Origin of the sequence: Streptomyces sp. NPDC007346 (assembly GCF_040703535.1) — a bacterium.
Classification (GTDB): domain Bacteria; phylum Actinomycetota; class Actinomycetes; order Streptomycetales; family Streptomycetaceae; genus Streptomyces.
This window is the reverse complement of the sequence record NZ_JBEYKR010000007.1, coordinates 1-22,752: the sequence shown is the minus strand read 5'-3', so window position 1 is coordinate 22,752 and position 22,752 is coordinate 1. Positions and strand designations below refer to the sequence as shown.

24 protein-coding genes and 2 pseudogenes are annotated in these 22,752 nt (G+C 70.5%); 8 read left to right on the top strand and 18 right to left on the bottom strand.

Going from position 1 to position 22,752, the window contains the following annotated elements; genetic code table 11:
- Window positions 1-74 precede the first annotated feature (74 nt).
- From AB0917_RS03960 to AB0917_RS03915, 10 genes are all read right to left on the bottom strand, one after another.
- Window positions 75-911: a rhamnogalacturonan acetylesterase gene (locus AB0917_RS03960; protein WP_366817863.1), complete on the bottom strand. Its 837-nt coding sequence runs from the start codon at window positions 909-911 to the stop codon at window positions 75-77.
- Window positions 912-1,235: 324 nt separating this feature from the next.
- Complete coding sequence (locus AB0917_RS03955; RefSeq protein ID WP_366817861.1) at window positions 1,236-2,570, bottom strand: sugar ABC transporter substrate-binding protein; 1,335 nt, start codon at window positions 2,568-2,570, stop codon at window positions 1,236-1,238.
- An 80-nt stretch (window positions 2,571-2,650) separates the two neighbouring features.
- Window positions 2,651-4,315, bottom strand: coding sequence for a family 43 glycosylhydrolase (locus AB0917_RS03950; protein WP_366817926.1), 1,665 nt, complete (start codon window positions 4,313-4,315; stop codon window positions 2,651-2,653).
- Between the two features lie 26 nt (window positions 4,316-4,341).
- Window positions 4,342-5,196 carry a PmoA family protein gene (locus tag AB0917_RS03945; RefSeq protein ID WP_366817860.1) on the bottom strand — a complete coding sequence of 285 codons (855 nt, stop codon included), beginning with the start codon at window positions 5,194-5,196 and terminating at the stop codon, window positions 4,342-4,344.
- Complete coding sequence (locus tag AB0917_RS03940; protein WP_366817925.1) at window positions 5,193-6,503, bottom strand: Gfo/Idh/MocA family oxidoreductase; 1,311 nt, start codon at window positions 6,501-6,503, stop codon at window positions 5,193-5,195. Before AB0917_RS03940 ends, AB0917_RS03945 begins: the two co-directional genes overlap by 4 nt.
- A gap of 23 nt (window positions 6,504-6,526) precedes the next feature.
- Window positions 6,527-7,438 carry a carbohydrate ABC transporter permease gene (locus AB0917_RS03935; protein ID WP_366817859.1) on the bottom strand — a complete coding sequence of 304 codons (912 nt, stop codon included), beginning with the start codon at window positions 7,436-7,438 and terminating at the stop codon, window positions 6,527-6,529.
- Window positions 7,435-8,376 carry a sugar ABC transporter permease gene (locus AB0917_RS03930; RefSeq protein WP_366817858.1) on the bottom strand — a complete coding sequence of 314 codons (942 nt, stop codon included), beginning with the start codon at window positions 8,374-8,376 and terminating at the stop codon, window positions 7,435-7,437. The genes AB0917_RS03935 and AB0917_RS03930 overlap by 4 nt, the downstream gene beginning before the upstream one ends.
- Window positions 8,377-8,842: 466 nt before the next feature.
- On the bottom strand, window positions 8,843-10,597 hold the full coding sequence (araD, locus tag AB0917_RS03925) for an L-arabinonate dehydratase (protein ID WP_366817924.1): 1,755 nt from the start codon (window positions 10,595-10,597) through the stop codon (window positions 8,843-8,845).
- A gap of 32 nt (window positions 10,598-10,629) precedes the next feature.
- On the bottom strand, window positions 10,630-11,532 hold the full coding sequence (locus AB0917_RS03920; protein WP_366817857.1) for a dihydrodipicolinate synthase family protein: 903 nt from the start codon (window positions 11,530-11,532) through the stop codon (window positions 10,630-10,632).
- A gap of 53 nt (window positions 11,533-11,585) precedes the next feature.
- Window positions 11,586-12,242: a GntR family transcriptional regulator gene (locus AB0917_RS03915; protein ID WP_366817856.1), complete on the bottom strand. Its 657-nt coding sequence runs from the start codon at window positions 12,240-12,242 to the stop codon at window positions 11,586-11,588.
- 347 nt (window positions 12,243-12,589) lie between these two features.
- On the opposite strand from AB0917_RS03915, the gene AB0917_RS03910 reads away from it, so the two are divergent.
- The 5 genes and pseudogenes from AB0917_RS03910 (at window position 12,590) to AB0917_RS03890 (ending at window position 15,732) form a co-directional block, all read left to right on the top strand.
- On the top strand, window positions 12,590-13,399 hold the full coding sequence (locus tag AB0917_RS03910; protein ID WP_366817855.1) for an NAD(P)-dependent oxidoreductase: 810 nt from the start codon (window positions 12,590-12,592) through the stop codon (window positions 13,397-13,399).
- A 480-nt stretch (window positions 13,400-13,879) separates the two neighbouring features.
- Entirely contained in the window at window positions 13,880-14,101 is a 222-nt protein-coding gene (locus AB0917_RS03905; protein WP_366817923.1) for a hypothetical protein, read from the top strand.
- A 33-nt stretch (window positions 14,102-14,134) separates the two neighbouring features.
- Entirely contained in the window at window positions 14,135-14,959 is an 825-nt protein-coding gene (locus AB0917_RS03900) for a sugar nucleotide-binding protein (RefSeq protein WP_366817854.1), read from the top strand.
- Between the two features lie 150 nt (window positions 14,960-15,109).
- Window positions 15,110-15,412 (top strand): DUF6087 family protein, encoded by a 303-nt coding sequence (locus AB0917_RS03895; RefSeq protein ID WP_366817853.1) that lies wholly within the window; start codon window positions 15,110-15,112, stop codon window positions 15,410-15,412.
- Window positions 15,413-15,503: 91 nt separating this feature from the next.
- Window positions 15,504-15,732 (top strand): annotated as a pseudogene (locus AB0917_RS03890) (type II toxin-antitoxin system VapB family antitoxin).
- 34 nt (window positions 15,733-15,766) lie between these two features.
- Here AB0917_RS03890 and AB0917_RS03885 read toward each other — a convergent pair.
- The 5 genes from AB0917_RS03885 to AB0917_RS03865 form a co-directional block, all read right to left on the bottom strand.
- Window positions 15,767-16,174, bottom strand: coding sequence for a nuclear transport factor 2 family protein (locus tag AB0917_RS03885; protein ID WP_366817852.1), 408 nt, complete (start codon window positions 16,172-16,174; stop codon window positions 15,767-15,769).
- Window positions 16,175-16,406: 232 nt separating this feature from the next.
- Entirely contained in the window at window positions 16,407-16,964 is a 558-nt protein-coding gene (locus AB0917_RS03880) for a hypothetical protein (protein ID WP_366817851.1), read from the bottom strand.
- Window positions 16,961-18,064, bottom strand: a complete 1,104-nt coding sequence (locus tag AB0917_RS03875; protein ID WP_366817850.1) for an XRE family transcriptional regulator — start codon at window positions 18,062-18,064, stop codon at window positions 16,961-16,963. The genes AB0917_RS03880 and AB0917_RS03875 overlap by 4 nt, the downstream gene beginning before the upstream one ends.
- Window positions 18,065-18,513: 449 nt before the next feature.
- Window positions 18,514-18,717, bottom strand: coding sequence for a DUF397 domain-containing protein (locus AB0917_RS03870; protein WP_366817849.1), 204 nt, complete (start codon window positions 18,715-18,717; stop codon window positions 18,514-18,516).
- Window positions 18,718-18,732: 15 nt separating this feature from the next.
- Window positions 18,733-19,332, bottom strand: coding sequence for a DUF5753 domain-containing protein (locus tag AB0917_RS03865; protein WP_366817848.1), 600 nt, complete (start codon window positions 19,330-19,332; stop codon window positions 18,733-18,735).
- Window positions 19,333-19,344: 12 nt separating this feature from the next.
- Here AB0917_RS03865 and AB0917_RS03860 point away from each other — a divergent pair, with 12 nt between their 5' ends.
- The 3 genes from AB0917_RS03860 to AB0917_RS03850 all read left to right on the top strand — a co-directional run bounded on the left by AB0917_RS03860 (window position 19,345) and on the right by AB0917_RS03850 (window position 20,692).
- Window positions 19,345-19,761: an ATP-binding protein gene (locus AB0917_RS03860; RefSeq protein ID WP_366817847.1), complete on the top strand. Its 417-nt coding sequence runs from the start codon at window positions 19,345-19,347 to the stop codon at window positions 19,759-19,761.
- Between the two features lie 101 nt (window positions 19,762-19,862).
- A complete protein-coding gene (locus tag AB0917_RS03855; protein WP_366817846.1) occupies window positions 19,863-20,114 on the top strand; it encodes a hypothetical protein in 252 nt (83 codons plus the stop codon).
- Window positions 20,111-20,692 (top strand): hypothetical protein, encoded by a 582-nt coding sequence (locus tag AB0917_RS03850; protein ID WP_366817845.1) that lies wholly within the window; start codon window positions 20,111-20,113, stop codon window positions 20,690-20,692. Before AB0917_RS03855 ends, AB0917_RS03850 begins: the two co-directional genes overlap by 4 nt.
- An 88-nt stretch (window positions 20,693-20,780) precedes the next feature.
- Here AB0917_RS03850 and AB0917_RS03845 read toward each other — a convergent pair whose 3' ends face one another.
- The 3 genes and pseudogenes from AB0917_RS03845 to AB0917_RS03835 all read right to left on the bottom strand — a co-directional run.
- On the bottom strand, window positions 20,781-21,638 hold the full coding sequence (locus AB0917_RS03845) for a M23 family metallopeptidase (RefSeq protein WP_366817844.1): 858 nt from the start codon (window positions 21,636-21,638) through the stop codon (window positions 20,781-20,783).
- A gap of 183 nt (window positions 21,639-21,821) precedes the next feature.
- Window positions 21,822-22,469, bottom strand: coding sequence for a TOPRIM nucleotidyl transferase/hydrolase domain-containing protein (locus tag AB0917_RS03840; RefSeq protein WP_366817843.1), 648 nt, complete (start codon window positions 22,467-22,469; stop codon window positions 21,822-21,824).
- Between the two features lie 76 nt (window positions 22,470-22,545).
- Window positions 22,546-22,752: pseudogene (locus AB0917_RS03835) on the bottom strand (MarR family transcriptional regulator); the annotation flags it as partial.

The window sequence follows — 22,752 nt, the reverse complement described above, 5'->3', positions numbered from 1 at the left end:
GGAGGAAGAGGGAGGGGAAGGGGGAAGGGGGGAAGAAAGGCGGGGAGGGCGAGGATCAGCAGCGCGGGTGACCGTCAGGCCGGGCCGTCCCAGGTGATCCACTCCGCCGGGACCGGGTCGTCCAGGCGGCGCAGGTCGCGGGCGCCGAGCACGCGTCCGGCCAGCAGGGCGCGGGCGGTCATCCGGGCCACCTCCACGGCGCCGACCGGCCTGAAGTGGGTGTTGTCCTGGGCGCCGTCGGGGTGGTTGGGCGACTCCCCCGGTGCCAGCCACAGGAAGTACGGCTCGGTGCCGTCCGGGCCGAGCTCCTGCCAGCGGGCGAGGGAGAGCGCCTGGACGTCGACCAGCGGGACGCCCTCCTCGGCCGCCAGGGCGCGCATCGCCGCCGGGTACTCGCCGAGGGTCGGCCGGGCGGTGCCGTCGTCGGCGAACCGGCGGCGCTCGACCGAGGTGACGAACACCGGCTGCGCCCGTCGTGCGCGGGCGCCCTTCACGTACTGGCGCAGGTGCTCCTGGTAGGTGGTGTACGGGTCCGTCCCACGGGCCGGGTCCTCGGTCTTCTGGTCGTTGTGGCCGAACTGGACGAGGACCAGGTCTCCCGGGCGGACCTCGGACAGCAGCGCGGCGAGGCGGCCTTCGTCGATGAAGCTCTTCGAACTGCGGCCGTTCACCGCGTGGTTGGCGACACCGATGCGGCCGGCGAGAAAGAAGGGAAGCGCCATGCCCCAGCCCGTCTCGGGTGCGGCGTCGGCGTGTTTCGCGGCGGCCGTGGAGTCACCGGCGATGTGAACCGTACGGGGGCGGGGCCCGCCACCCCCGCCCCCGCCGCCGTGCGCAAGCGCGGGGGCGGCGGTGAGGGCGAGGGGCAGGGTGAGGAGTGCGGTGGTGGTCTGTCTGCGGGTGAGTGACACGGAGGGCTGCCTCTCGTGGAGGGAGGGCGTGCGTGCATGTCTGCGTACGTATGTACGTGCCTGCCTGCGCAGGGGAGGAACCGGCGGCGGAGCGCGACCCGGACCGCCGCCGGTCCCCGTCATCGGGAGCGGACAGAAGGAGCGGAACAGAGGGGCAGGAAGAGCGGAGACAGGAAGCGGGGACAGGGAGAGCGGAGACAGGGAGAGCGGGGACGGACAGGACGGCGACCGGATCAGCCGTCAACTGCCCGCCATCAACCGCCAGCCGCCAGTCATCAGCCGTCAGCCGTGAGCTGCGTTCCGTCAGCCGTCAGCCGTCAGCCCTCAGCCGTTGCCGATCTCCTTCCACTCCTTGTTGGCGGCGTTCAGCTCCTCGGCCATGCTGTCCAGGAACGCCTTGGCCGTGATCTTTCCGAGCAGCACCTTCTGGAACTCCGGCTCGTTGTCGGCCTTGCTGATGTTGTTCCAGTCGGGCAGGTAGTACGGCAGGTCGACGACCTTCGTGGAGCCGTCGGTCAGGGCCTTCGCGGCCAGCGCGGTCGACTCCGTCTCGTTGATCCACGGGTCCTTCGCCGCTTCGGTGTTGGCCGGGATGGCGCCCGCCGACTCGTTCCACTTGCTGTTGGACTCGTGGGAGGCGGCGAACTCGATGAACTTCCAGGCCGCGGTCTTGTTCCGGCTCGACCGGAAGAGGCCGAGGCCGTCTACGGGGTTGGAGACCTGCACGCGGGTGCCGCCGTCCCCGATGGGGGCGGGTATCCCCGCGAACTTGTCCTCGCCCAGGGCCTTCAGGTGGTCCTGGTAGGAGCCGAGGTTGTGGCTGAGCATGCCGATCGTGCCGGTGTCCCACTGGGCCACCATCTTGGTGAAGTCGTTGTTGACGTCGGCCGCGGGCGTGGTCTTCTTGAAGAGAGCGGCGTACTTCTCCAACGCCTCGATGTTCTTGGGGTCGTTGAGGGTGGTCTTGTCGCCGTTCCAGAACTCGGTGATGCCGGACTGGCCGTAGACGGCGTCGAGCGCCTGGGCGATGGAGCCGGCGCCGCCGCGGATCGTGTAGCCGAACTTGTTGTTCTTCGCGTCGGTGAGCTTCTCGGCCGCCGTGTAGAACTTCGCCCAGGTGTCGGGGACTTCGAGCCCGGCCTGGTCGAACAGGTCGGTGCGGTACCAGAGCACGCCGTTGTTGGCGGACGTCGGTACGGAGTAGATGTCGTCGCCCCGGCCGGCCGCCGCGCGGACGCTCTCGACCATGGACTCCACGAGCTTGCCCTTGAGCGCCGAGTCCTCCAGCCGCTTGTTGACCGGCTCCAGGGCCTCCTGCGACACGATGTTGGCCAGGTAGGCCGTGCCCACCCCGCCGACGTCGGGCAGCCCGCCGCCCGCGATGGCGGTGTCGTACTTGGACTGGACGTCGGCGATCGGGATCGGGACGTACTTGACCTTGATGTCCGGGTTCTGCTTCTCGAAGTCCTTGATGATCTCGGTCCAGATCGCGGTGCGCGGACCACCGTTGTTGTCCCAGAAGGTGATCTCGCCCTTTCCGCTGCCTTCGGTGCCGGAACCGCTGCCGCCGTCACCGCACGCGGTGGCCGTCAGCGCGAGCACCGCGGTGAGGGAGACCGCCGCCGTGGCACGCCCCCGCTGTGTCTTCGAGATGTTCATCGTCGGCTCTTCTCTGTCCGTTGTTCCGAGGGTGAGGTGAGGTGAGGTGAGGTGAAAGTGCGGTGGGGGGTGTCCGTGCGTCAGTCCGTGGTGCGGAATGCGGTGAAGCGGGCCGCTCCGGCGGGGCCCGTCCCGGCCGGTGCGGTGGCGAAGAGGCCGAGCAGGGCCCCGACCCAGCGCCAAGGGGTGGCGGCGAAGACCTGGCCCGAGGGCCGGAACCCGTCGCCGGTGTCGGCGGAGAACCGGCAGCGGGCTCCCGCCGTGACCTCCACGCGGAGCCGGGCCCGGCCGCCGGGGGACGCGCGGGGCTCGGCCGCGTCCCGTTCGTGTGCGGCGACGCCCTCGGCGAAGCGGTGGACGAGGAGGGGCGTCCCGTCCACCCCGGCCTCGAGGCCGATCCAGCTGAAGGCGTCGCCCAGCACGGCGAGCCCGGCCTTGGCGCCCGGCTCGTCGCTGTCCAGCGCGAGATCCACCTCGACGGTGAACTCCTCGGCGGGCAGCCGCTGGACCAGAACGTTGGGCAGCAGCCGCAGATCGTGCGCGTACGCCGTCCGTACGCAGCTGAGCCGCAGCCCGTCCCGCGCGGGCCCCGAACCCTCGGCCTGCCCCGAACCTTCGGCCTGCCCCGGGTCCCCGGTCTGCCCCGGGTCTCCCGCCTGCCCCAGGTCTCCCGCCTGCCCCAGGTCCCCGGCCTGCCCCGGGTCCCCGGCCTCCCCCGCGTCCGCTGTGATCCAGTCGGGCCGAGGGTTGGCCGTCCACTGCCACTGCCTGCCGGGCCGGCCGCCGGGGAAGTCGTCGTCGACGGCGGGCGCCGCCACCGGCTGCTCGGGGGCGGCCGGCTTGGTGTGTACGGCGACGGGTTCGCCCGCGTCGCCGATGACGGGCCAGCCCTCCGCGTCCCAGCGCATCGGCTGGAGGTGGACGACCCGCCCGTACGCGCCCCGGGCCTGGAAGTGGAGGAACCAGTCCTCCCCCGCCGCCGTCCGCACCCAGCCGCCCTGGTGGGGGCCGTTGACGTCGGTACGGCCCTGGGCCAGGACGACGCGTTCCTCGTACGGCCCGAAGAAGTCACGGGACCGGAACGCGCCCTGCCAGCCGGTCTCCACTCCCCCGGCCGGGGCGAGGATCCAGAAGTATCCGTCGTGCCGGTAGAGCTTGGGGCCTTCGAGGGTGAACCAGCCGGGGAGGGCGTCGGCGTCCACCAACGTCGTACCCGGGTCCAGGAGTTCGCGTCCGTCCGGGCTCATCCGGTGGCCGGTGAGGCGGTTCTTGATGCCGGAGCGGGACTTGGCCCAGGCGTGCACGAGGTAGGCCTCACCGCTCTCCTCGTCCCACAGGGGACAGGCGTCGATGAGCCCCTTGCCCGCCTTGAGCAGATGCGGGGCGCTCCAGGGGCCGTCGATGTGCGGGGAGTTGATCTGCTGGATGCCGTGGTCGGGGTCGCCCCAGAAGATCCAGAACCGTCCGTCGTGGTGGCGCAGGGAGGGCGCCCAGACCCCCCGGTCGTGACGGGGGACGGCGAAGTCGGCGGAGGGTTCGAGGCGGTCCAACGCGTGTGCCACGACAGTCCAGTTGACCAGGTCGCGGGAGTGCAGGAGCGGCAGCCCGGGGGCCCGGCCGAAGCTGGACGCGGTGAGGTAGTGGTCGTCGCCGACACGGACGACATCGGGGTCGGACCAGTCGGCGTTCAAGACGGGGTTGCGGTAGGTGCCGTCACCCAGGTCGGCGGTCCAGGGGCGGTGCACGGCATCCTCCTCGGGGGCCCTGCCGCTCATCGGGCCACCGCCCCGCGTGCGTACCCGGCCGCGGTCTCCCGGTCGAGCCTGCCGTCGACGACGACCGTGATGACCCGGCGTACGACGGCGGCCCCGGCGGGTACGGGCAGCCGCTCGTGCGCCGCGAGGGAAGAGCCCACGCCCGGGTACTCGGCGGTCCGCACGAACCACGGGTCGCGCCGGGTCTCCTCGGTCGCCCCCACGAAGACGAGGGTCCAGCCGTCCCCGGCGAGGGCCAGCCAGTCGGCGGTGGCGCCGTGGACCTCGCTCTCGCCCTCGCCCGTGGCGCTGAACACGTCGGGGGGCGCGGCCTCCTTGGGGGCGCGCCAGAAGAACCCGCCGTATCCGGCTCCGGGGCGGCCGTTGGTGGCGGGGCTGCCGATGGAGAGGTCGGTGTCCCCGTGGTTGGTGAGGACGAAGGAGTGGTCCAACTCCCAGGCGGCGGAGTCGACTCGGGTCGCGGTGACCGTGCGGTGCTCGCGCAGCAGTTCCCTACCCGCCGCCTCCCAGCCCAGCTCCTGGGTGAAGCCGTCCGGGCTGCGGTGGGGGCGGGCGAGGTGGCGCTGGACGCCGTGGTTGTCGAGTGCGGTGGGGCCCTGGCCCCGTACGAAGGTGCGGCCGCCCCAGAAGTTGTACCCGGCCACGTCGGGGACGGCGACGGAGACGCCCAGGTGGTGGAGGTGGTCGGCGGGGCGCTCCTCGGTGACGGTGATGCCGCCGAGGGTGGTGACGGGGTGGAGGCGGGGGCGGTCGTGGGCCCCGGGGCCGTACCCGTAGTGGGCGACGGTGGTGGTGCCGCAGGTGAGGGTGGCGGGGAGGTCGGGGAACGGGTCCGTGGCGTGGTCGGTCATGAGGTGGTCGCCTCACTCACCCGGGCCCAGGGGGCGCCCAGCTCGGAGAAGAGGCTGAGGGACTCGGCCCCGGCGGCGACCAGGGCGTCGATGCCCGGCACGACCCGCCGCCCCTCGCCCCTCGGCCCGCTTCGGTCACCGTTCCCGGCGCCCGCCCCGCCACGGCCACCGGCCCCGGCGCCCGCCCAACTGCCGCCGCCCTGCCCGTCGTACCGGGTCTCCCAGGCGCCGGCCGGCAGCGCGGCGGGCTCGGGGGCCGTGCGTACCGCCTCGACGACCCGCATGAACGCCCCCGTGCACGCGGGCGGCACCAGAAGCGGTGTGCCGTGCTCCAGGTGGTCGACGAGGTTCTCCAGCAGGTCGGTCCGGCCGTGGACGGTCTCCTCGGGGCCGTGCCCGGCGCGCTGGACCAGGACGCGGTCCTGCTTGTACCAGAAGGTGATCCGGCCCCGCTCGCCGTGCACGAGGACGTACGGCTCCCCGGCCTGTTCGGCGCAGAGGGTGACGGCGACGGTGACGGGCAGCCCGTCGGCGGTGGTGATGCGGACACTGCTGGTGTCGTCCGCCTCGATGTCGTTGGCCCGGAACAGCTCGGTCTCGATGGACACCACGTCCTGCGCCCGTCCCTCGCAGGCGAGTTCGAGCGCCGTGGCGACGGCGTGGGCCAGCGGGTTGGTGAGGACGCCGTCGACCACGTCCGTCGTACCGAGCCTGCGCCGCCCGGCCCAGGGGGCCCGCCGGTAGTAGGCGTCGTCGCGGACCCACGCCCCGGCGGCGCCGAGGCCGGTGACGGTTCCGATGGCTCCGCTGCGTACGAGGTCGCGGATGGCGGGCAGGGCGTGGGAGCCGAACGACTGGAACCCCACCTGGCAGGCCACACCGGCCTGTTCGACGCCTTCGGTCATCCGCGCGTAGTCGGCCCAGGTCGCCGCGGGCGGCTTCTCCAGCAGGAGGTGGACTCCACGGGCGGCGGCGGTCAGGGCCAGGTCGGTGTGGGTCTGGATGGGGGTGCAGACGATGGCGACCCGGGCCCCGGTGGCGGCGAGGAGCGATGCGAAGTCGGCGGACTGCTCGGGGAGTTCGTGGCTGCCGAAGCCGGCATCGGCAAGCTCCTTCGTCGTCAGCGGCTCCAGCTCGCAGACCCCGGCCAGCCGGACCCGGCCCAGGCTCTGGAGCCGGCGCAGGTTGGCGAGGTGCCAGCGGCCGTGTCCGCGGGCCCCGGCCAGGACCACGGGGACAGGGGCGGAGGTGTCCGCACCCGTGGTGGGGGCGGTCGTCTCCGGGCCCGGGACGGCGGACCGGGTCATGGACGGGTCGCTCATGTGCTGCGTCATCCCTTCACCGCACCGGCGCTGAAGCCCGTGACGAGCCACTTCTGGATGAAGGCGAAGACGATCACCACGGGGACGGCCGCGATGACACCGCCCGCCGCGAGCGCGCCCAGGTCGACGCTGTCCGCGCCGATCAGGGTGTTGAGCCCGACCGGGATCGTCTGCTTGTCCTGCTCGCTCAGGAACATCAGGGCGAACAGGAAGTGGTTCCAGCTGTGGACGAAGGCGAAGGAGCCGACCGCGATCAGCCCGGGGCGCAGCAGCGGCAGCACGACCGCGCGGAAGGCGGTGAAGCGCGAGCAGCCGTCGACCCAGGCGGCCTCCTCCAGGGAGACCGGGACGTTCTTGATGAACCCGCTGATCAGGATGATCGACAGCGGCAGCTGGAAGACCGTCTCCGCGATGACGACACTCGCCAGCGAGTTGATCATCTGGAGGTTGCGGAAGATCTCGAAGAGCGGCACGAGCATCAGCGCGCCCGGAATGAACTGCGAGCAGAGCAGCGCCAGCATGAACGCGCCCTTGATCTTGAAGTTGAACCGGGCCAGGGCGTAGCCGCCCGCCAGGGCGACCAGGGTGGTGGCGATGAGCGTCGCGATCCCGACGATCATGCTGTTCTGGAAGAAGACGGCGAAGCTGCGCTCGTTCCAGACCTTGGAGAAGTGCACCCCGGTCATCGGCCAGGGCACCAGCGAGGTGGAGCCGGCGGGCCGGACGGCGAAGAGCAGCATCCAGTAGAACGGGATGAGCGTGAACAGCAGGTAGAGGCCGAGCGGCAGGTAGATCTGCCAGCGCGGTACGTCGTCGAAGGCGCGCTCACGTCCGGGGCGTCGGCGCGAGGAGGGCGGCGGAGTGGAGTGGCCGGCGGACCGCTGGGCGGTGCCGCTCTTCTCCGTGAGTACGGCGGTCACTTGTGGTCGCCTCCGAACTTGCTCAGGCGCAGATACGCGATCGAACAGAAGAGGAGGATCACGAAGGCGACGGTGGTGAGCGCGGAGGCGTACCCGAAGTCGTGTCCCTCGATGCCGGTGTTGGCGACGTAGAGCGGCAGGGTGGTGGTCACCCCGGCGGGCCCGCCGCCGGTGAGGGTGTAGAGCAGGTCGACGTTGTTGAACTCCCAGACACCGCGCAGCAGGGTGGCCAGGATGATCGCGTCCCGCAGGTGCGGCAGCGTGATGTGGAAGAACTGCCGCAGCCGGCCGGCCCCGTCGACCGACGCCGCCTCGTACAGCTCCTTGGAGACGGACTGGAGGTCGGCGAGGATGAGGATCGCGAAGAAGGGGACCCCGCGCCAGAGTTCGGTGACGGTGGCCGCCCAGAAGACGGTTCCGGTGTCCGAGAGGAGCGAGGTGCCGTACTCGCCGATCCCGGCGTCCGCGAGGTAACGGCTGAAGCCGGTCGAGGAGTTGTAGAGCAGGATCCAGATCGTGCTGGTCAGCACGCCGGAGACGGCCCACGGCGAGAAGACCATGGCGCGGGAGATGCCGCGCCCGATGAAGGTCTGGTTGACGATCAGGGCGAGCGCGAGGCCGAGGAGGAGTTGCAGCGTGACCTGGGTGAAGACCCACTGGGCGCTGAAGCCGAGCGCCGGCCAGAACTTGTCGTCCTCGGTGAAGATCCGCCGGAAGTTGTCGAGTCCGGCGAAGCCGTTCCGCCACGGCTTGGTGACGTTGTAGTTCTGAAGGCTGTAGTAGAAAACGCTGATCACCGGGTAGGCGATGAAGCCCAGCATCAGCAGGCCCGCGGGCGCGATCAGCAGATACGGCAGGCGGCGGGGGCTCGCCGGGCGGCGCCGGGGCGCCTTGGGCGGCGGGGGCGGCGGTGTGGCCACGGCTGCGGATTGGGCCATGACACGTCTCCGATCTCTGGGAAGTGCTGGAAGTGCTGGAAGCGCTGGATGTACGGGGCCTGCGGGGCCTGCGGGGTGCCTGCGGTGTCTGCTCGGGTTGCTGAGGTGGGCCGCCGGGGTCCTGAGGTGGGCCGCCGGGTCCCTGGGGACCGCTGGGGTTCCTGGGGGCCGCTGGTGGCGCCGGTGCCGAAAGCGCTTGCTGACGGGCGCTGGGCGAGCCCGGGGCCGGGGCCCTGGGCGCAAGCGGTCTGCTCGGTGGTTCATCCCGCGTACGGGCAGTGGTCCGGCCCCGCATACAGGTGACGGTCCGGCCCGCGTACGGGGGCGGTCCGGCCCACATACAGGTGACGGTCCACCCCCGTACGAGTTGCGGTTCATCCCGCATACGGGCGGTGGCCCATACCGCATACGGGCGGTGGTCCATACCGCGTACGGGTGGCGGTTCAGCCCGCGCACGGGTGACGGTTCAGCCCGCGTACGGGTCGGGCACTTCCCCCTCCCGGGCCAGGAACGCGAAGTCGCATCCGGTGTCGGCCTGGGTGATCTGCTCCTGGTACAGCGCCCCGTACCCGCGTCCGTAGCGGGCGGGCGGCGGGGACCAGGCGGCCCTGCGCCGCTCCAGCTCCTCGTCGTCCACGTCGAGCCGCAGGAGCCGGGCCTCGACGTCGAGGGTGATCAGGTCGCCGGTGCGGACCAGGGCGAGCGGCCCGCCGACGAAGGACTCGGGCGCGATGTGCAGGACGCACGCCCCGTAACTGGTGCCGCTCATCCGGGCGTCGGAGATCCGCACCATGTCCCGTACACCCTGCTTCAGCAGGTAGTCCGGGATCGGCAGCATGCCGTACTCGGGCATGCCGGGCCCGCCCTGGGGCCCGGCGTTGCGCAGCACGAGCACGTGGTCCGGGGTGAGGGCCAGCGCCGGGTCGTTGATCGTGCGCTTGAGCTCCTTGTAGTCGTCGAAGACGACGGCGGGCCCGGTGTGGCGCAGCAGGTGCGGTTCGGCGGCGATGTGCTTGATGACCGCGCCGTCGGGGCAGAGGTTGCCGCGCAGCACGGCCACCCCGCCCTCCTCGGCCAGCGGGTCGGAACGTTCCCGGATGACGTCGTTGTTGTGGACGGTCGCCCCGTCGAGCTGTTCGCGCAGGGTGGCGTGCGCGACCGTGGGCCGGTCCAGGTGCAGTATGTCGGTGAGCCGGCCCAGGAAGCCGGGCAGGCCGCCCGCGAAGTGGAAGTCCTCCATCAAGTACCGCCCGCCGGGGCGGAGGTCGGCGAGGACGGGCACCGTACGGGCGATCCGGTCGAAGTCGTCGAGCGAGAGCTTGACGCCGGACCGGCCGGCCATGGCGATCAGGTGGATGACCGCGTTGGTGGAGCCGCCGAGCGCGAGGACGGTGGCGACGGCGTCCTCGTACGCCTCGGGGGTGAGGATCTGCGACAACGTCCGCTGCTGCCATACGAGTTCGACGATCCGCAGCCCGGAGGCGGCCGCCATCCGGTCGTGGCCGGAGTCGACGGCCGGGATGGAGCTGGCGCCCGGCACGGTGACGCCCAGCACCTCGGCGGCGGCCGTCAGGGTGGAGGCGGTGCCCATCGTCATGCAGTGGCCGGCGGAGCGGGCGAGGCCGTTCTCCAGCTCGCCCATCTCGCAGTCGCCGATGAGCCCGGCGCGCCGCTCGTCCCAGTATTTCCACATGTCCGTGCCGGAGCCCAGGACTTCGTTGCGCCAGTGCCCCGGCAGCATCGGCCCGGCGGGCACGAAGACGGTGGGCAGGTCGACGGAGGCGGCGCCCATCAGCAGGGCGGGCGTCGACTTGTCGCAGCCGCCCAGCAGCACGGCCCCGTCGACCGGGTAGGAGCGCAGCAGCTCCTCGGTCTCCATGGCGAGCAGGTTGCGGTAGAGCATGGGGGTCGGCTTCTGGAAGGTCTCCGAGAGCGTGGAGACCGGGAACTCCAGCGGGAACCCGCCCGCCTGCCAGACGCCCCGCTTGACCGCCTGAGCGCGTTCGCGCAGGTGGGAGTGGCAGGGGTTGATGTCGGACCAGGTGTTGAGGACGGCGATGACCGGCTTGCCGAGGTGCTCCTCGGGGAGGTAGCCGAGCTGGCGGGTGCGGGCCCGGTGGCTGAAGGAGCGCAGGCCGTCGGTGCCGTACCACTGGTGGCTGCGCAGCTCCTCGGGCGCGATGCGGCGGCCTGCGGGGCCCGCCTTCCGGTCGTCCGCCACGCGCCCTGCGGGGCCCGCCTTCCGGTCGTCCGTCACAGCGACCACCCGGCTATCTGCTCGGCGACCTCGGCGCGCCGGGCCTCGGGCAGGACCCGGCTCGGTGCGCGTACGTCGCGGCGGCAGAGGCCCAGTGCGGACAGGCCCTCCTTGACGACGGTGACGTTGTTGGCGGACTGCTCCTCGGCGCGCAGCTCCTCGAAGCGGCGGATGCGCTCCCACACCTTCATGGCCGCCACGTAGTCCCCGGCGCGCAGCGCCTCCAGCATGTCGAGGGAGACGGCCGGGGCGACGTTGACGAGCCCGGAGGTGAAGCCGGTGGCGCCGGTGGCGAAGTAGGAGGGGGCGTACAGCTCGGCGAGGCCGGCGACCCAGACGAACCGTTCCAGTCCGGCGTCCCGGGCGAAGGCGCCGAAGCGGGCCGAGTCGGGGACGGAGTACTTCACGCCGATGACGTTGGGGCAGGTGTCGGCGAGTTCGGCGAGCCGCTCGCCGGCGAGCTGCGGGTTGCGGATGTAGGGGACGACACCCAGCTGGGGGACGGCCTGGGCGATGGCCCGGTGGTAGTCGACCCAGCCCTCCTGGGCGACGTACGGGTGGACCGGCTGGTGGACCATCACCATGGCCGCACCGGCCTCGGCGGCGTGCTCGGCGTCGGCGACGGCGGTCGGTACGTCGTGTCCGACGCCCACCAGGACGGTGGCGCGGCCGGCGACCTCCTCGAGGCTCAGCTCGGTGACCAGGCGCCGCTCGTCGGGGGTGAGGGCGTAGAACTCCCCGGTGTTGCCGTTCGGGGTGACGATGCGGACACCGCCGTCGAGCAGCCTGCGCATCAGGGCGCGGTGGGTCGCGGTGTCGATGGTGCCGTCCTCGGCGAACGGGGTCACCGGGATCGCCACAACGTCTGCGAGGGCCGCCTTCAGCTCAGAGAAGTCCATGCGGACCGGCCTTTCGTCGAGGTGCTGGGTTCGGTGCGTGTCCAGCAGACGGTTCACGCCGCGTCGCCCCCGTCTTCGTCGTCGGGGAAGGCGCGGCGTACGAACGACGCGATGTGGTGGTGCAGAGCCCCCGCGGCGGCCTCCGCGTCGTCGGCCAGGGCGAGCCGCAGGATCTCGCGGTGCTCGGCCGCCTCCCGCTCCCAGGAGGGGATGGCCGACCAGGCCACGGTGGAGACGAGGGCCGCCTGGTCGCGGACCTCGTCGAGCATCCGGGAGAGCAGCGGGTTGCCGCAGGGCAGGTACAGGGCGCGGTGGAAGTCCCGGTTGGCCAGCGACCTGTCCGCCGTGTCGACCGCCGAGTCGGCCCGCTCCAGGGCCTCCTGGGCCGCCTCCAGCGAGGCCTTGCGGTTGATGGAGCGGCGCAGCGCCTCCGGTTCGAGCAGGAGGCGTACGTCGTAGACCTCGCGGGCCATGGTCGCGTCGACGAGCCGTACGGTGACGCCCTTGTACTGGCTCATGACCACGAGCCCCGTGCCCGCGAGCGTCTTGAGCGCCTCGCGGACGGGGGTCTTCGACACCCCGAACTGCGCGGCGAGTTCCGTCTCCACCAGCGCCTGTCCCGGTCTCAGCTGCGCGGTGAGGATGGCGTGCTTGATGGCCTCCAGCACGTACTGGGTCCGGGACGGGATCGGGGCTGGGGCGAAGGTCATGGGTGACGGGCTCTCACATCTCGCGTATCGCGTCTCATATATGACGTACGAAGTACGACGCGATGAAGCTAGAGCCGCCTGGAATGTTTCGTCAACGCTTCCGACCGAAGAACTTTCGTTCCGTGCGGGGGCCTTGACGGGACCGTCGGCGGTACCTAACTTGTCCACGCATGTGAATGCGATCCACGGATTTGACGCGCCGGGCGGTCATCGGAAGCTGGTGGCGCACCGTGGACGGCCGGCGGCGCCCCCGCCGCCCGCGTACCACCCCCGCGACCCCACATTCACCCCCGCCGCCCCCGTACACCCCCGCGCCCCGCCGGCGCTCCGCTTCGAGGAGACCCCGTATGCCCGCACCCCGCACCGTCCTGCTGACCGGCGCCGCCGGTGGCCTGGGCACCCTGATGCGGGGCCTGCTGCCCGCGTACGGATACGAGCTGCGGCTCCTCGACCTGGTCCCGGTCGACGGGGAACCGGACGCGATCACCGCCGACCTGACCGACCGGAAGGCGCTGCGCGAGGCCGTACGCGGGGTGGACGCGGTCATCCACCTGGCCGGCATCTCGCTGGAGTCGACGTTCGACAAGATCCTGCGCGCCAACATCGAGGGCACGTACAACCTCTACGAGGCCGCACGGGAGGAGGGCGTCGGCCGCATCGTGTCCGCGTCCTCGAACCACGCGATCGGCTACACCCCGCGCCCGCGACCCGGCGACCCGCTGGTCCCGGTCGACACGCCGCACCGCCCGGACACCTTCTACGGCCTGTCGAAGTCCTTCGGCGAGGACCTGGCGCAGCTCTACTGGGACAAGCACGCCCTCGAAACGGTGTCGGTCCGGATCGGCTCCTGCTTCCCCGAACCCACCTCCGTACGGATGCTGTCGCTCTGGATGAGCCCGGCCGACGGGGCACGGCTGTTCCACGCGGCCCTGACCGCCGAGGCCGTCGGCCACACCGTGGTCTACGGCTCGTCCGCCAACACCCGCCTGTGGTGGGATCTGACGACGGCGCGCGCGCTGGGCTACGACCCGCAGGACGACTCGGAGCCGTACGCGGCGAAGCTGGTGGCCGAACAGGGCGAACTGGACCCGGCCGACCCGGCGCACGCGGGGGTGGGCGGCCACTTCCTCACGGACCCGCCGATGTGGCCGCACTGAGGCGGCACGTCGAAAACCCTCCGCCCCGGCCGATTCCGTGGCGCGGCCGACGCCGGCGCCACGAGCCCGGCCGGTTCACGCCCCCCGTGTCCAGAGGAAGCGGATCTCGGGGTGGCGGTGGGTGGCGGCGTCGAGAAGCGGGCGGTGGAGTCCCAGCAGGAACCGGTCGAAGAACGCGGTGGTGCAGGCCCGGGTGACGGTTGCCGCGCGGTGCGGGGCTGTGGCTGGCGCAGTAGCCGTACGACCAGTTCGGCATCGCTCAGGCGGGGTGCAATGCCGACCCGCGAGCGCAACGGCACCAGGTCGGAATTCTCCTTCAGCATGCCGTCGGCCGTCGCATAAAGTGCTGCCGCGAGGGTGTCCACGCCGTTCGTCGGAAAACGATCCCGAACACCCTCGTTCTCGTCTGCGAAGCGCTCATGCGCTCAGTGTGCCCGTACCCACTGACGCCCCACGGCGGCCGACGCCGTCTCCGAGACCCTGCAAACCCTCGGCATCGACCCCCGTATCAATAGCGGAGATATACGGCCCGGCATGGGCTACGGCGGGGGTCGCCTCCCCAAAGACGTACGCGCCTTCACAGCCTCCACCCGGCAGCTCGGAGTCGGCCAATCCGCCGTCCTCCTCTGTGCCGCCGAGGAGATCAACGAGTCGCGTACTGGCGTTGCCCTGAATCTCATCACCCGAGCCATGAGCGACTGATCCCTCGCAGGCATCCGATTGACGGTGTGGGGCGTGGCGTTTCTGATCATCGGCGGCAGCGGCTTCCTGGGAGCTGAGCTGATCCGGCAGGCAACGGCGGCCGGGCACGCCACCGCCGCCACCTACGCGACCAGGCCTGGCACTTCCCGGGCCGGCTGGCACCACCTCGATCTGCGGAACCCAGGGGATCTGGAAGCCGTGATGGCCGAGGTGAAGCCGCGCTTCGTCATCAACGCGTCGAGCGGCAAGGCCGACTGGGCGGTCACGGCGGAGGGCCCTGCCCTGCTCGCCTCGGCTGCGGCAGCGCACGGCAGCCGCCTGGTCCACGTCTCCTCCGACGCCGTGTGCTCCGGCACCCGGGTCCACTATGACGAGACCAGCCACCCCGACCCGCTCGCCCCGTACGGGGCCGCCAAGGCGGCGGCGGAGAACGGGGTCCACGCCCACTGCCCGGGAGCCGTCGTCGCCCGCACGTCCCTGATCATCGGCCACGGGCGCTCCGTACACGAACGCCTCATCCACGACCTGGCCTCCGGCACCCGCGAGGGCGCCCTGTTCACCGACGACATCCGCTGCCCCGTACACGTGGCCGACCTCGCCGCCGCCCTCCTGGAGCTGGCCACCACCGACGCGTCCGGAATCCACCACCTAGGGGGTGCCGACGCGCTGAGCCGCCACGGACTCGGCGTCCTGATCGCCCGACGCGACGGCCTGGCCCCTTCCCTCCTCCCCGCCGCTCTGCGCGCCACCAGCGGACTCCCCGGCCCCCTCGACGTACGCCTCGACAGCAGGGCAACCCAGCGGAGACTGCGTACGCGACTCCGGGGCGCTCGCCGGTTCTGCGCCGAACCGGAATGACCGCCCGGCCAAGCGGAGACGCCGCCGCCCGCCACCCCTTCAGCGCTTCCGGAACCCGCTGCTCCTTGCCTGATCGAAAGCGCCACAAACACCAGCAGGGGGCAACTACTCTGCTGACTCAGGAGCCACCGGAACGACGGAAGTAGCACGATGGACGACGAGCCGCTGTCGGAGTGGGCGGAGCGCCGCGCCGCGAAGATCGGACGGCTCCGAGCCGTCCCCCTCGTCTCCGGCGACGGACCGAAGGCCTCACACCTCAACCCCGACGCGCCCCGCGCCATCCAGCGCTGGAACGGGTACACCTGGGAGCCGTACGGCACCGCAGCCAACCTGGCCGAGGCCCAACGCCTCCTGCACCCACGCGCCGAGGAGCAGCCGACGATGGCGGCCCCACAGCCCCCGCCACTGCGTGCCGGGAGGGGCAGGCACCGCAAGCTCAGGCCGGGGGAATGATGCCAGGAGCGGGTCAACCCGCCTTCGGCTCGGACCCGGCAGGCCGGCCGAAGCGCCTTCGGACGGCACTGATCGATTTGCGGAGGGGAGCATAAGCCGTACGGTCACCGACCTGGACGACGAAGCCCTGAAGGCTGCTGGCAGGGAGCCCGGCACCACGACCCAGCGCGACACGGTCAACACCGCGCGCCGCGGAATCGCCGACCTTGATCAACGACTGCGCACCCTTCACGAGCTGCAGGACCCTGGCCCGTGACGGCGCTCTGAACGTGGGCCTCCTCCTCGACAAGCGGAACTACCGGGGCCGATCCGCACGATGAGTGTTGCCGACCGAGGCGGAGAGCCGGGACGAGATCAGTCCGCCTGCGGCTCGAAGGCCTTGGCGACCGCCCACGTGTCCTCGAACATGTGGTAGCGCGTGATGAGCCCGTCGCGGACCTCGATGTCGTACGCGAAGTCGGACTCGATGTCGCGCCCGGTCCCGAGGACTTCGGTGCGCAGACTGCCGAGGACGACGCACCGGTCACCGTCACCGATGATCGTGTCGATCTGGAAGTGCTTGACCTTTGCCCCCTGGCCGAGCTGCGTGTAGAACTCGGCGACGCCGACGCGGCCGGTCTTGCAGCCGATCCACGGCACGACGGAGGTGTCGCCGGGGATGAACCAGTCCACGTCCTCATCGAAGCGCTGGGCCAGCTCGTCCGGCGAAGCGCCGGAGAGAAGCTGCTCGAACAGGGTCTTCGCTGCCTCACGGGCGGTCACGGTAGTCACGACTATGACAAGGCGGAGGCCTGGCCACTTATGCCCGGTCGCCTCCGAGGGCACGAACGACACGAACGGCAACAGCTGCCGAACACAACCCGACGTGCCAACCCCGAACACGATCGCGGCCAGCACTTCCGACCACCGCGCCGACGCCGACCGTCGCCCTGAGGCCACGACGGTGCCTCCGACACCACCCGCTGGAAGGGCTGACCATGATTCCGCATGGTCGCTACAACAAACCGTTTTGCTTAGCCCAGCTTATGAATTGACCGCGAGCGCAAGGGTATCGCGCACCAGTATCGATCAATGCGTCGACCAAGGTGCTTCCTACGTATTCTGTTGCATGTCCCTCGCTGACAGCATTCGCTATCACACGCAGAGATCCCCAGACGGGAAGGGAGTTTCTGCGGGCGATTCTCCGAGCGTCTCCGTCATCGATCACAGCAATCGCATCATTGACCTCGGCCCACGCAAGGACAGTAGCTTCGCCCTGGTTCGACTTGCCACCCGAAACCAGATCCATCCACTTCACGAGTGCCGTGAGCTCATTCAGGTGATCGACATGCACGATCTCCAACCAATCAGCACTCGCCAGACTCAGCCCGTACGTACCGAGCTCGTCCACCACAGTCTGGGTGGTTACATTCCGCCGCCTCACGCCTTGCCAGGTCCGGGTGGCATCGCCGAGGACATCGAGTTTTCCTGCTTTGATTGCGTGAAAGAGAGGAGATGTATCCCAGGCGAGTAAGGTCGCGGGCAGGCTTGCATCGGTGGAGACGGCACTCACGGCAGCGGCTCCTCCAGGGCGCGCGTGGGCAGTTCATCCATCGTGAGTGCGCCATAGAGAAGATCGATGGCGCGTGGAGCTGTGATGGCGCCTGCTTCCCAGGCGCTCAGCACCGCCTTGCGCCACAACTTGCCAGTTGCACCTGGTTCAAGATCAGGGATCGGCTGTTCGCCGAGTACGGCGAGAAAGTCTCCACGCGTGGGCGAGTTCGCCTTCTGACGTCTGGCTTCCGCACTGTCGATCAGCCCCAGGTTGCGCACGCGATTTACGACTGCGCTCCAGGAGACCCTGTAACTGGCTGCCAAGGCAAGCATGGCGGGCCTGATTCTCTTGGCCTCTGTAACTTCCTGCCAAGCCCTCTCTACATCCTGGGCAGGAAGGATGAAGCACTCGACGAACCGGTCGATCTGCCGCTCACGCTCATCGAGGCCGGCTGCCACACCAGCGTCGCTGTGGTACTCGTCCTGCAAAAGATGATGACCAAGTTCGTGGGCAGCCGTCCACCGCCGCCTTCCGGGCTGTGCTTCTCCACTGATGACAGCTACGCCATACCCGTCCTGCAGGAGTGAAGCTCCCTCGGCCGACACGTCTACGACCGTCAGGAAGAGGCCCAGCCGCTCCACGACGTCCGCCATCGGCCCGAGTGGACCCGATGGCCTGTCCAGGACGCTCCGGGCTGCTGCGGCCAGGGCAACCGGGTCGACCTGACCTTCCTCCCGCTGCACAGAAGGGTCCAACGGCGGAGGGGTGAGGAAACCCTCTGTGATGAGCCAATGAGCATGGCGAGCGTGCTGCTCAAGCCGGGCATCAAGCCGGTAGCTGGCACGAGTTGCCTCGTCCGGCACGTCCTCCAGTGCGACTCGGCGGGATACGAGAGGAGCCGGCGGACGAGAGAGGAAATGCGCCAGAGGGACACCTAGCGCTTGGGCCAGGCGAGAAAGCTCAAGAGCGGAAACACGGCGGTCCCCGGCTTCGATGCGCACCATGGCCGTGCGATCGAGACCCACCTCGGAGGCCAGGCTGCCCTGGCTCATACCCGCGGCCAGGCGTGCCTCAGCGATCCGCTCGCCCACTTCGTCCCAGCCCTGCACTGCTTCCATGTGTGCGATTTTTGCACACACGGGGCTGGCTGGCATCTACGGAGGGCTGCGCTCTCGGTCAAACGCCCACATCAGGCCAGGCCAGGCGCGCGGCGGGCGCCAGGGGGCACGCAGGTGCCCCCCAAACGCAAGAAATGATCTTTGAATCCGAAGCGTCGGGCCACTGACCTGCAACGACGTAGGAATTCTTGCTTCTGCACTCCAGGTCGGCCTAGCGGCGAACTGAGGCTTGAGAAATAGCTCAGCCCCAGCCCGGGAACCGCCCGCAGAACAGGGTGGAAGATGCCCTCCGGCCAGGCGAAGATCCCTCTACGCTCCGACGAGAGCGGCAACCATGGGCGGCAGCCCACCGAGGAGTCTCATGGGTTCCGATGCTTGCGGAGTAGCGGCAGCAGCCCAGAGCCGACGAGCGCACGGCCGGGGGCCATGCGCTCACCGAGGACGACCCTTTAGAGCGAGCCGTCCCGTACGGCGGTGACGAAGGCCTGCCACTCCCCCGGGGCGAAGGTGTGCGCGCCGAGGGCGCGGTCCTTGCTGTCGCCCACGGCTACGAGGCCGTCCGGCGTCGGCTGGGTTTCGATGCACGTCCCCCCGTTGTCGCCGCTGTAAGAGGACTTCACCCAGGCACCGTCGGGCAGGCCGTATCGCACCATCTGCTGCGTCCACCTCTACGTTCTGTTCATGAACTCTCGCTGCACCGCCGAGACTAGTTCCATGGACTGCCGCGACGCGAGTGCTGTAGCCCTCAGTTCGTCGAAGGCCAGCTGATAGCGCTCCACGGGCAGATCCTCTTCCAGATACAACGCGCCGTCGAGGTAGTCCAGGTTGACGACGTCGAGATCCATCGGGTCGGGATACCTGTAGATGTTGAAGGCCCCATCGGCTCCCGCGTGCCATCCCTGCGAGAAGGGCACCACCTGGATGGTGAGCTTCGGCGGGTTGTTCACCTCGACGATCTTGCCGAGCTGGGCTGCCATGACGGTCGGTCCGCCGACCTCGCGGCGGAGCACCGCTTCATCGAGAAGGCAGACGTACTGCGGAGGGTTGTCCCGCGCGAGAATCTCCTGCCGGTTCGCGCGCACCTCGATGTAGGACGCGATCTCGTCCTCGGTCGCGGATCTGCCTGCGGACCGGATCACCTCCGTGGCGTACTCCGCCGTCTGGAGAAGACCCGGCACGAGCATCGGCTGGAACGTGAGAATCCGAGCGGCGTCCGACTCGATCGACAACCGCTCCTGGAAGCCGGCCGGGAGTATGTCGCCCCTCACGCTGGAGGAGCCATGGCCGTCACCGCTGAGCCGGACCCGCCCGACTACCGCCAAGACCTGGTCGCCCACCCCGAGGCCCTCGCGATCATGCGGCGCATCGTCAGCGCCCACGTAGACCTCTGGGGCTTCCGGGAGTTGAGCGACTCCGTCACGCTCTGCGCCCATGAGCTGCTGGCCAACGTGGACCGGCACACCGGGTCGCCGCACTGCACGATCACCCTGCGCCGCCGCCCCGACGGCGTACGGGTGACCGTCACCGACACCAACACCGACTCGCCCGCACCGCGCGACCCCGACTGGGACAGCGAGAGCGGGCGCGGGCTGGCGCTGATCTCCGGGGTCGCGGAGCACTTCGGCACGGTCGTCCGGCAGGAGAGCAAGGACGTGTGGGCCGAGATCCTCACCTCACGCCCGGCCGCACTGGCGTGAACGCCCTTCTCCCCCGGGCCTATTGGTGTCACGCCGATGCCGACGGCACCGCGCACCGAACGCCCCCCGCAGACCTCGTCACCACCGCTCCGGGGCCTGCCGTGGCCTGGATAGGTGAATCCGTACGGTGGCTGACGCCTCGGCTCGGCCATGACGCCTTCCACCGGGCGTGGGCCTGGCTCGGAGACCACCGGGGCGCGGAGGCGGCCGTGCGGGCGATGCGCCGAGGGCAGCCGTACGCGTACGAGCTGGAGGCACCCGACGCCCGCTGGCGCTGGACCATCTACCCCGTCTCCGTACTCCCCCTGCACCACCGCCTACCGACCGAGCCACCCGTCAGGAGCCACGCATGACCGCCACGACCACCACCGCTCACCCGGCGCCGTCCTCCGGAGCTGCCGCCGAACTGCGTGCCGCCCTCCGTGAGGCCGGGCTGGACGTGGGTGCGACCGGCGCCGACGACCACGTACAGCTGAACGCCCTCAAGGCCCCGGACGCACGGCAGTTGGCGCGGCTCATCCGTACCGGGACCAAGCGCACCCTCAAGGCCGCCCGCGCCCTGCGGGAGATCTGCGAGGCGTACCGGATCGACCTCCCCGAGCTGCGCGTACGGCAAGGCCGCATCACGCTCGGGGTCTGCCGGCTCGACGACGCCATGCGCCTGGCGCGGTTGCTGGGGGCCTCGTCGCCGGGGTCCGGCGTGCCCGGCGTGCCCGGCGTGCCCGGCGTGCCCGGCGTGCCCGGCGTGCCCGGCGTGCCCGGCGTGCCCGGCGCCGACACCGTACGGGGCCTGCTGGCCCAGGCCTTCACCGCTGCCACGGGAGGCGGGACTCTCGACGTGTCCGTACGGGAAGGGGCCTCGGACGTGGTGGAGTTGGGGTCCGTCGACGCTCGGACCGCTCGGCGGTTGATCGGGGCGCTGCGGTTCTGAGCCGCGCGAATGTGTCCGTACGCCGCGGACCGTGCACGGGAAGGAAGCCGCCGCGGCCCTCCCGTGCACGGCGTCTTGGGGGGTGCGGTCAGCAGTTCGGGATGACGGTGCCGTTGTTGTCGCGGGCCTCGTCGTTGCCCCAGCGGGAGAGGTAGTACGCGGAGACGTAGGCGTTGCGGCCGTTCTTGCCCGGGTAGACGCTGTCCAGGTCGGTGCGCAGCCACCAGTGGTTGAACTGGGTCGCCGTGCCGACGCGCGCGCCCCACACCTTGCAATAGACGTAGTTCGTACCGGCGTTGAGGATGCCCTGCGCGTCGGCCGTGTTGGGGGCTGCGTAACCGGTGGCGTTGGCGAACGTGTCGACCCAGTACCTGCCGCCTCCGCCCGCACAACCGTTGTCGCTCGTCAGGTACTTGCTGTAGTACGAGCCCGGATACGGGCTCAGCGACTGGCCGTTGATGACGATGTTCTGGCCGACCCCGTTGAGCAGCTGCTCGTAGTGGATGTGGGCGCCGGAGCTGTTGCCGGTGGAGCCGGTGGTGCCGATCTGCTGGCCCTGGCCGACCTGGGCCCCGTTGGCGACGGAGAAGGCGTTGAGGTGGAAGTAGTACGTCTGCCAGCCGCCGCCGTGGTCGATGGCGATGTAGTTGCCCGCGCCGCTGGGCTGCGAGTAGCGGTAGGCGGTGCCGGGGGCCGAGGCGAGGACCGGCGAACCGGCGGTGGCCCCGCCGTCGGTGCGGACGAAGTCGAGCGCCCGCCTGACCTCGGCGGAGTGGTGGCTGTAGGTCCACTGCTGGCCGCAGGCGTAGGGCGCCTTGAAGTTGGGCGCGGCCGCTGCGGGGGACGCGGTGGCGGTGACGGCGAGCAGGCCGCCGAGGAGCGCCAGCAGGGCGAGGAGGCTCGTACGAGTACGGGTGCGAGTACGGGTGCGAGTACGGGTGCCCATGCGGGGGCGAGTTCGGGGTCTGGGTCGGATAGAGCGGCGCATGGGTGGAATCCTTCGGGTCGACAACCGGGCAGTGGGGTGCTGGGTGTTCGAAGTGCCGTGGAATCTACGCGGGTTGAACGGACACCAGAGTGCCGCAATGTGAGCCGGGTGGACAGACCCCCGCGACCTGGGGTCTCAGCTTCAGAGGTGGGCGAGCAGGTCATCGAGCGGGGCGGGGACCTGGTCGGCGCCCAGGGCTTCGACGAGGACGCGACCGTAGTGAATCTTGCGCCCCTTCTTCGTACCGAGGAAGCGTCGCAACTGCTGTTCCGGTGACCGGCCTTGCTGTGCCGGCTGGCGCAGGAAGATCTGGAGCGCGCGCAGGTCGCCCTCCGCCTGGACCAGCTCCCGCACCCGTGCCACGCCGAGGGCCCGGATGAGCTCTTCCTCCAGGTCGGCCGCACAGACGAAGAACTCCTGCCCGGCGCCCGCGCCCGCCCGCTCCCATCCCCGCTCGTAGAAGCCGCGCTCCCGCTCGTCGCACAGGCCCGTGAGGCGGATACCCAGCCCGGAGGGGCCGAGGAGACCGGCGAAGCGGCCGACGCTCATCGCGCCGCCCATGGGGAAGACGCAGACACCCTCGGTGGCGAGGTCCCGGCCGCGCTTCTCCGCCAGTGCGTCGACGGCGGCGGCGTCGCTCGGGCCTTCGAGGAGGACAGCGGTCCGTACGGGGAGCTGTTCGGCCAGCTCACGGGCGGGGTCACCGGGCCCACCGGCCGCCCACACGGTGACCGCCTCGCGGAACGCGCCCCTGTCACCCCTGTCACCCATGTCACCCGTGTCAGCCATGGGACGAGTCTCCGCCCTGCGCGGCCGGTGCGGTATTCAATTTTCCGCGTCCGGAGCGCCGCACCCCGTGTCGGCCTCAGACGGGTTTGAGGAGGCTGCGGAGGTTGGCCATGCGTGCCTTGATGTCGGTGGGTTCGGTGGGGTCGGTGGGTTTGGTGGGGTCAATGGTGTTGGTGTGGTGGGTTGTGCGGCAGGGGCGGCAGAGGCCGTCGGGGAGGGCTTGTGGGGGGCCGGGGCGGCCGCAGTTGGTGCATTCGATGCGGAGGGGTTGGGGTGGGGTGGG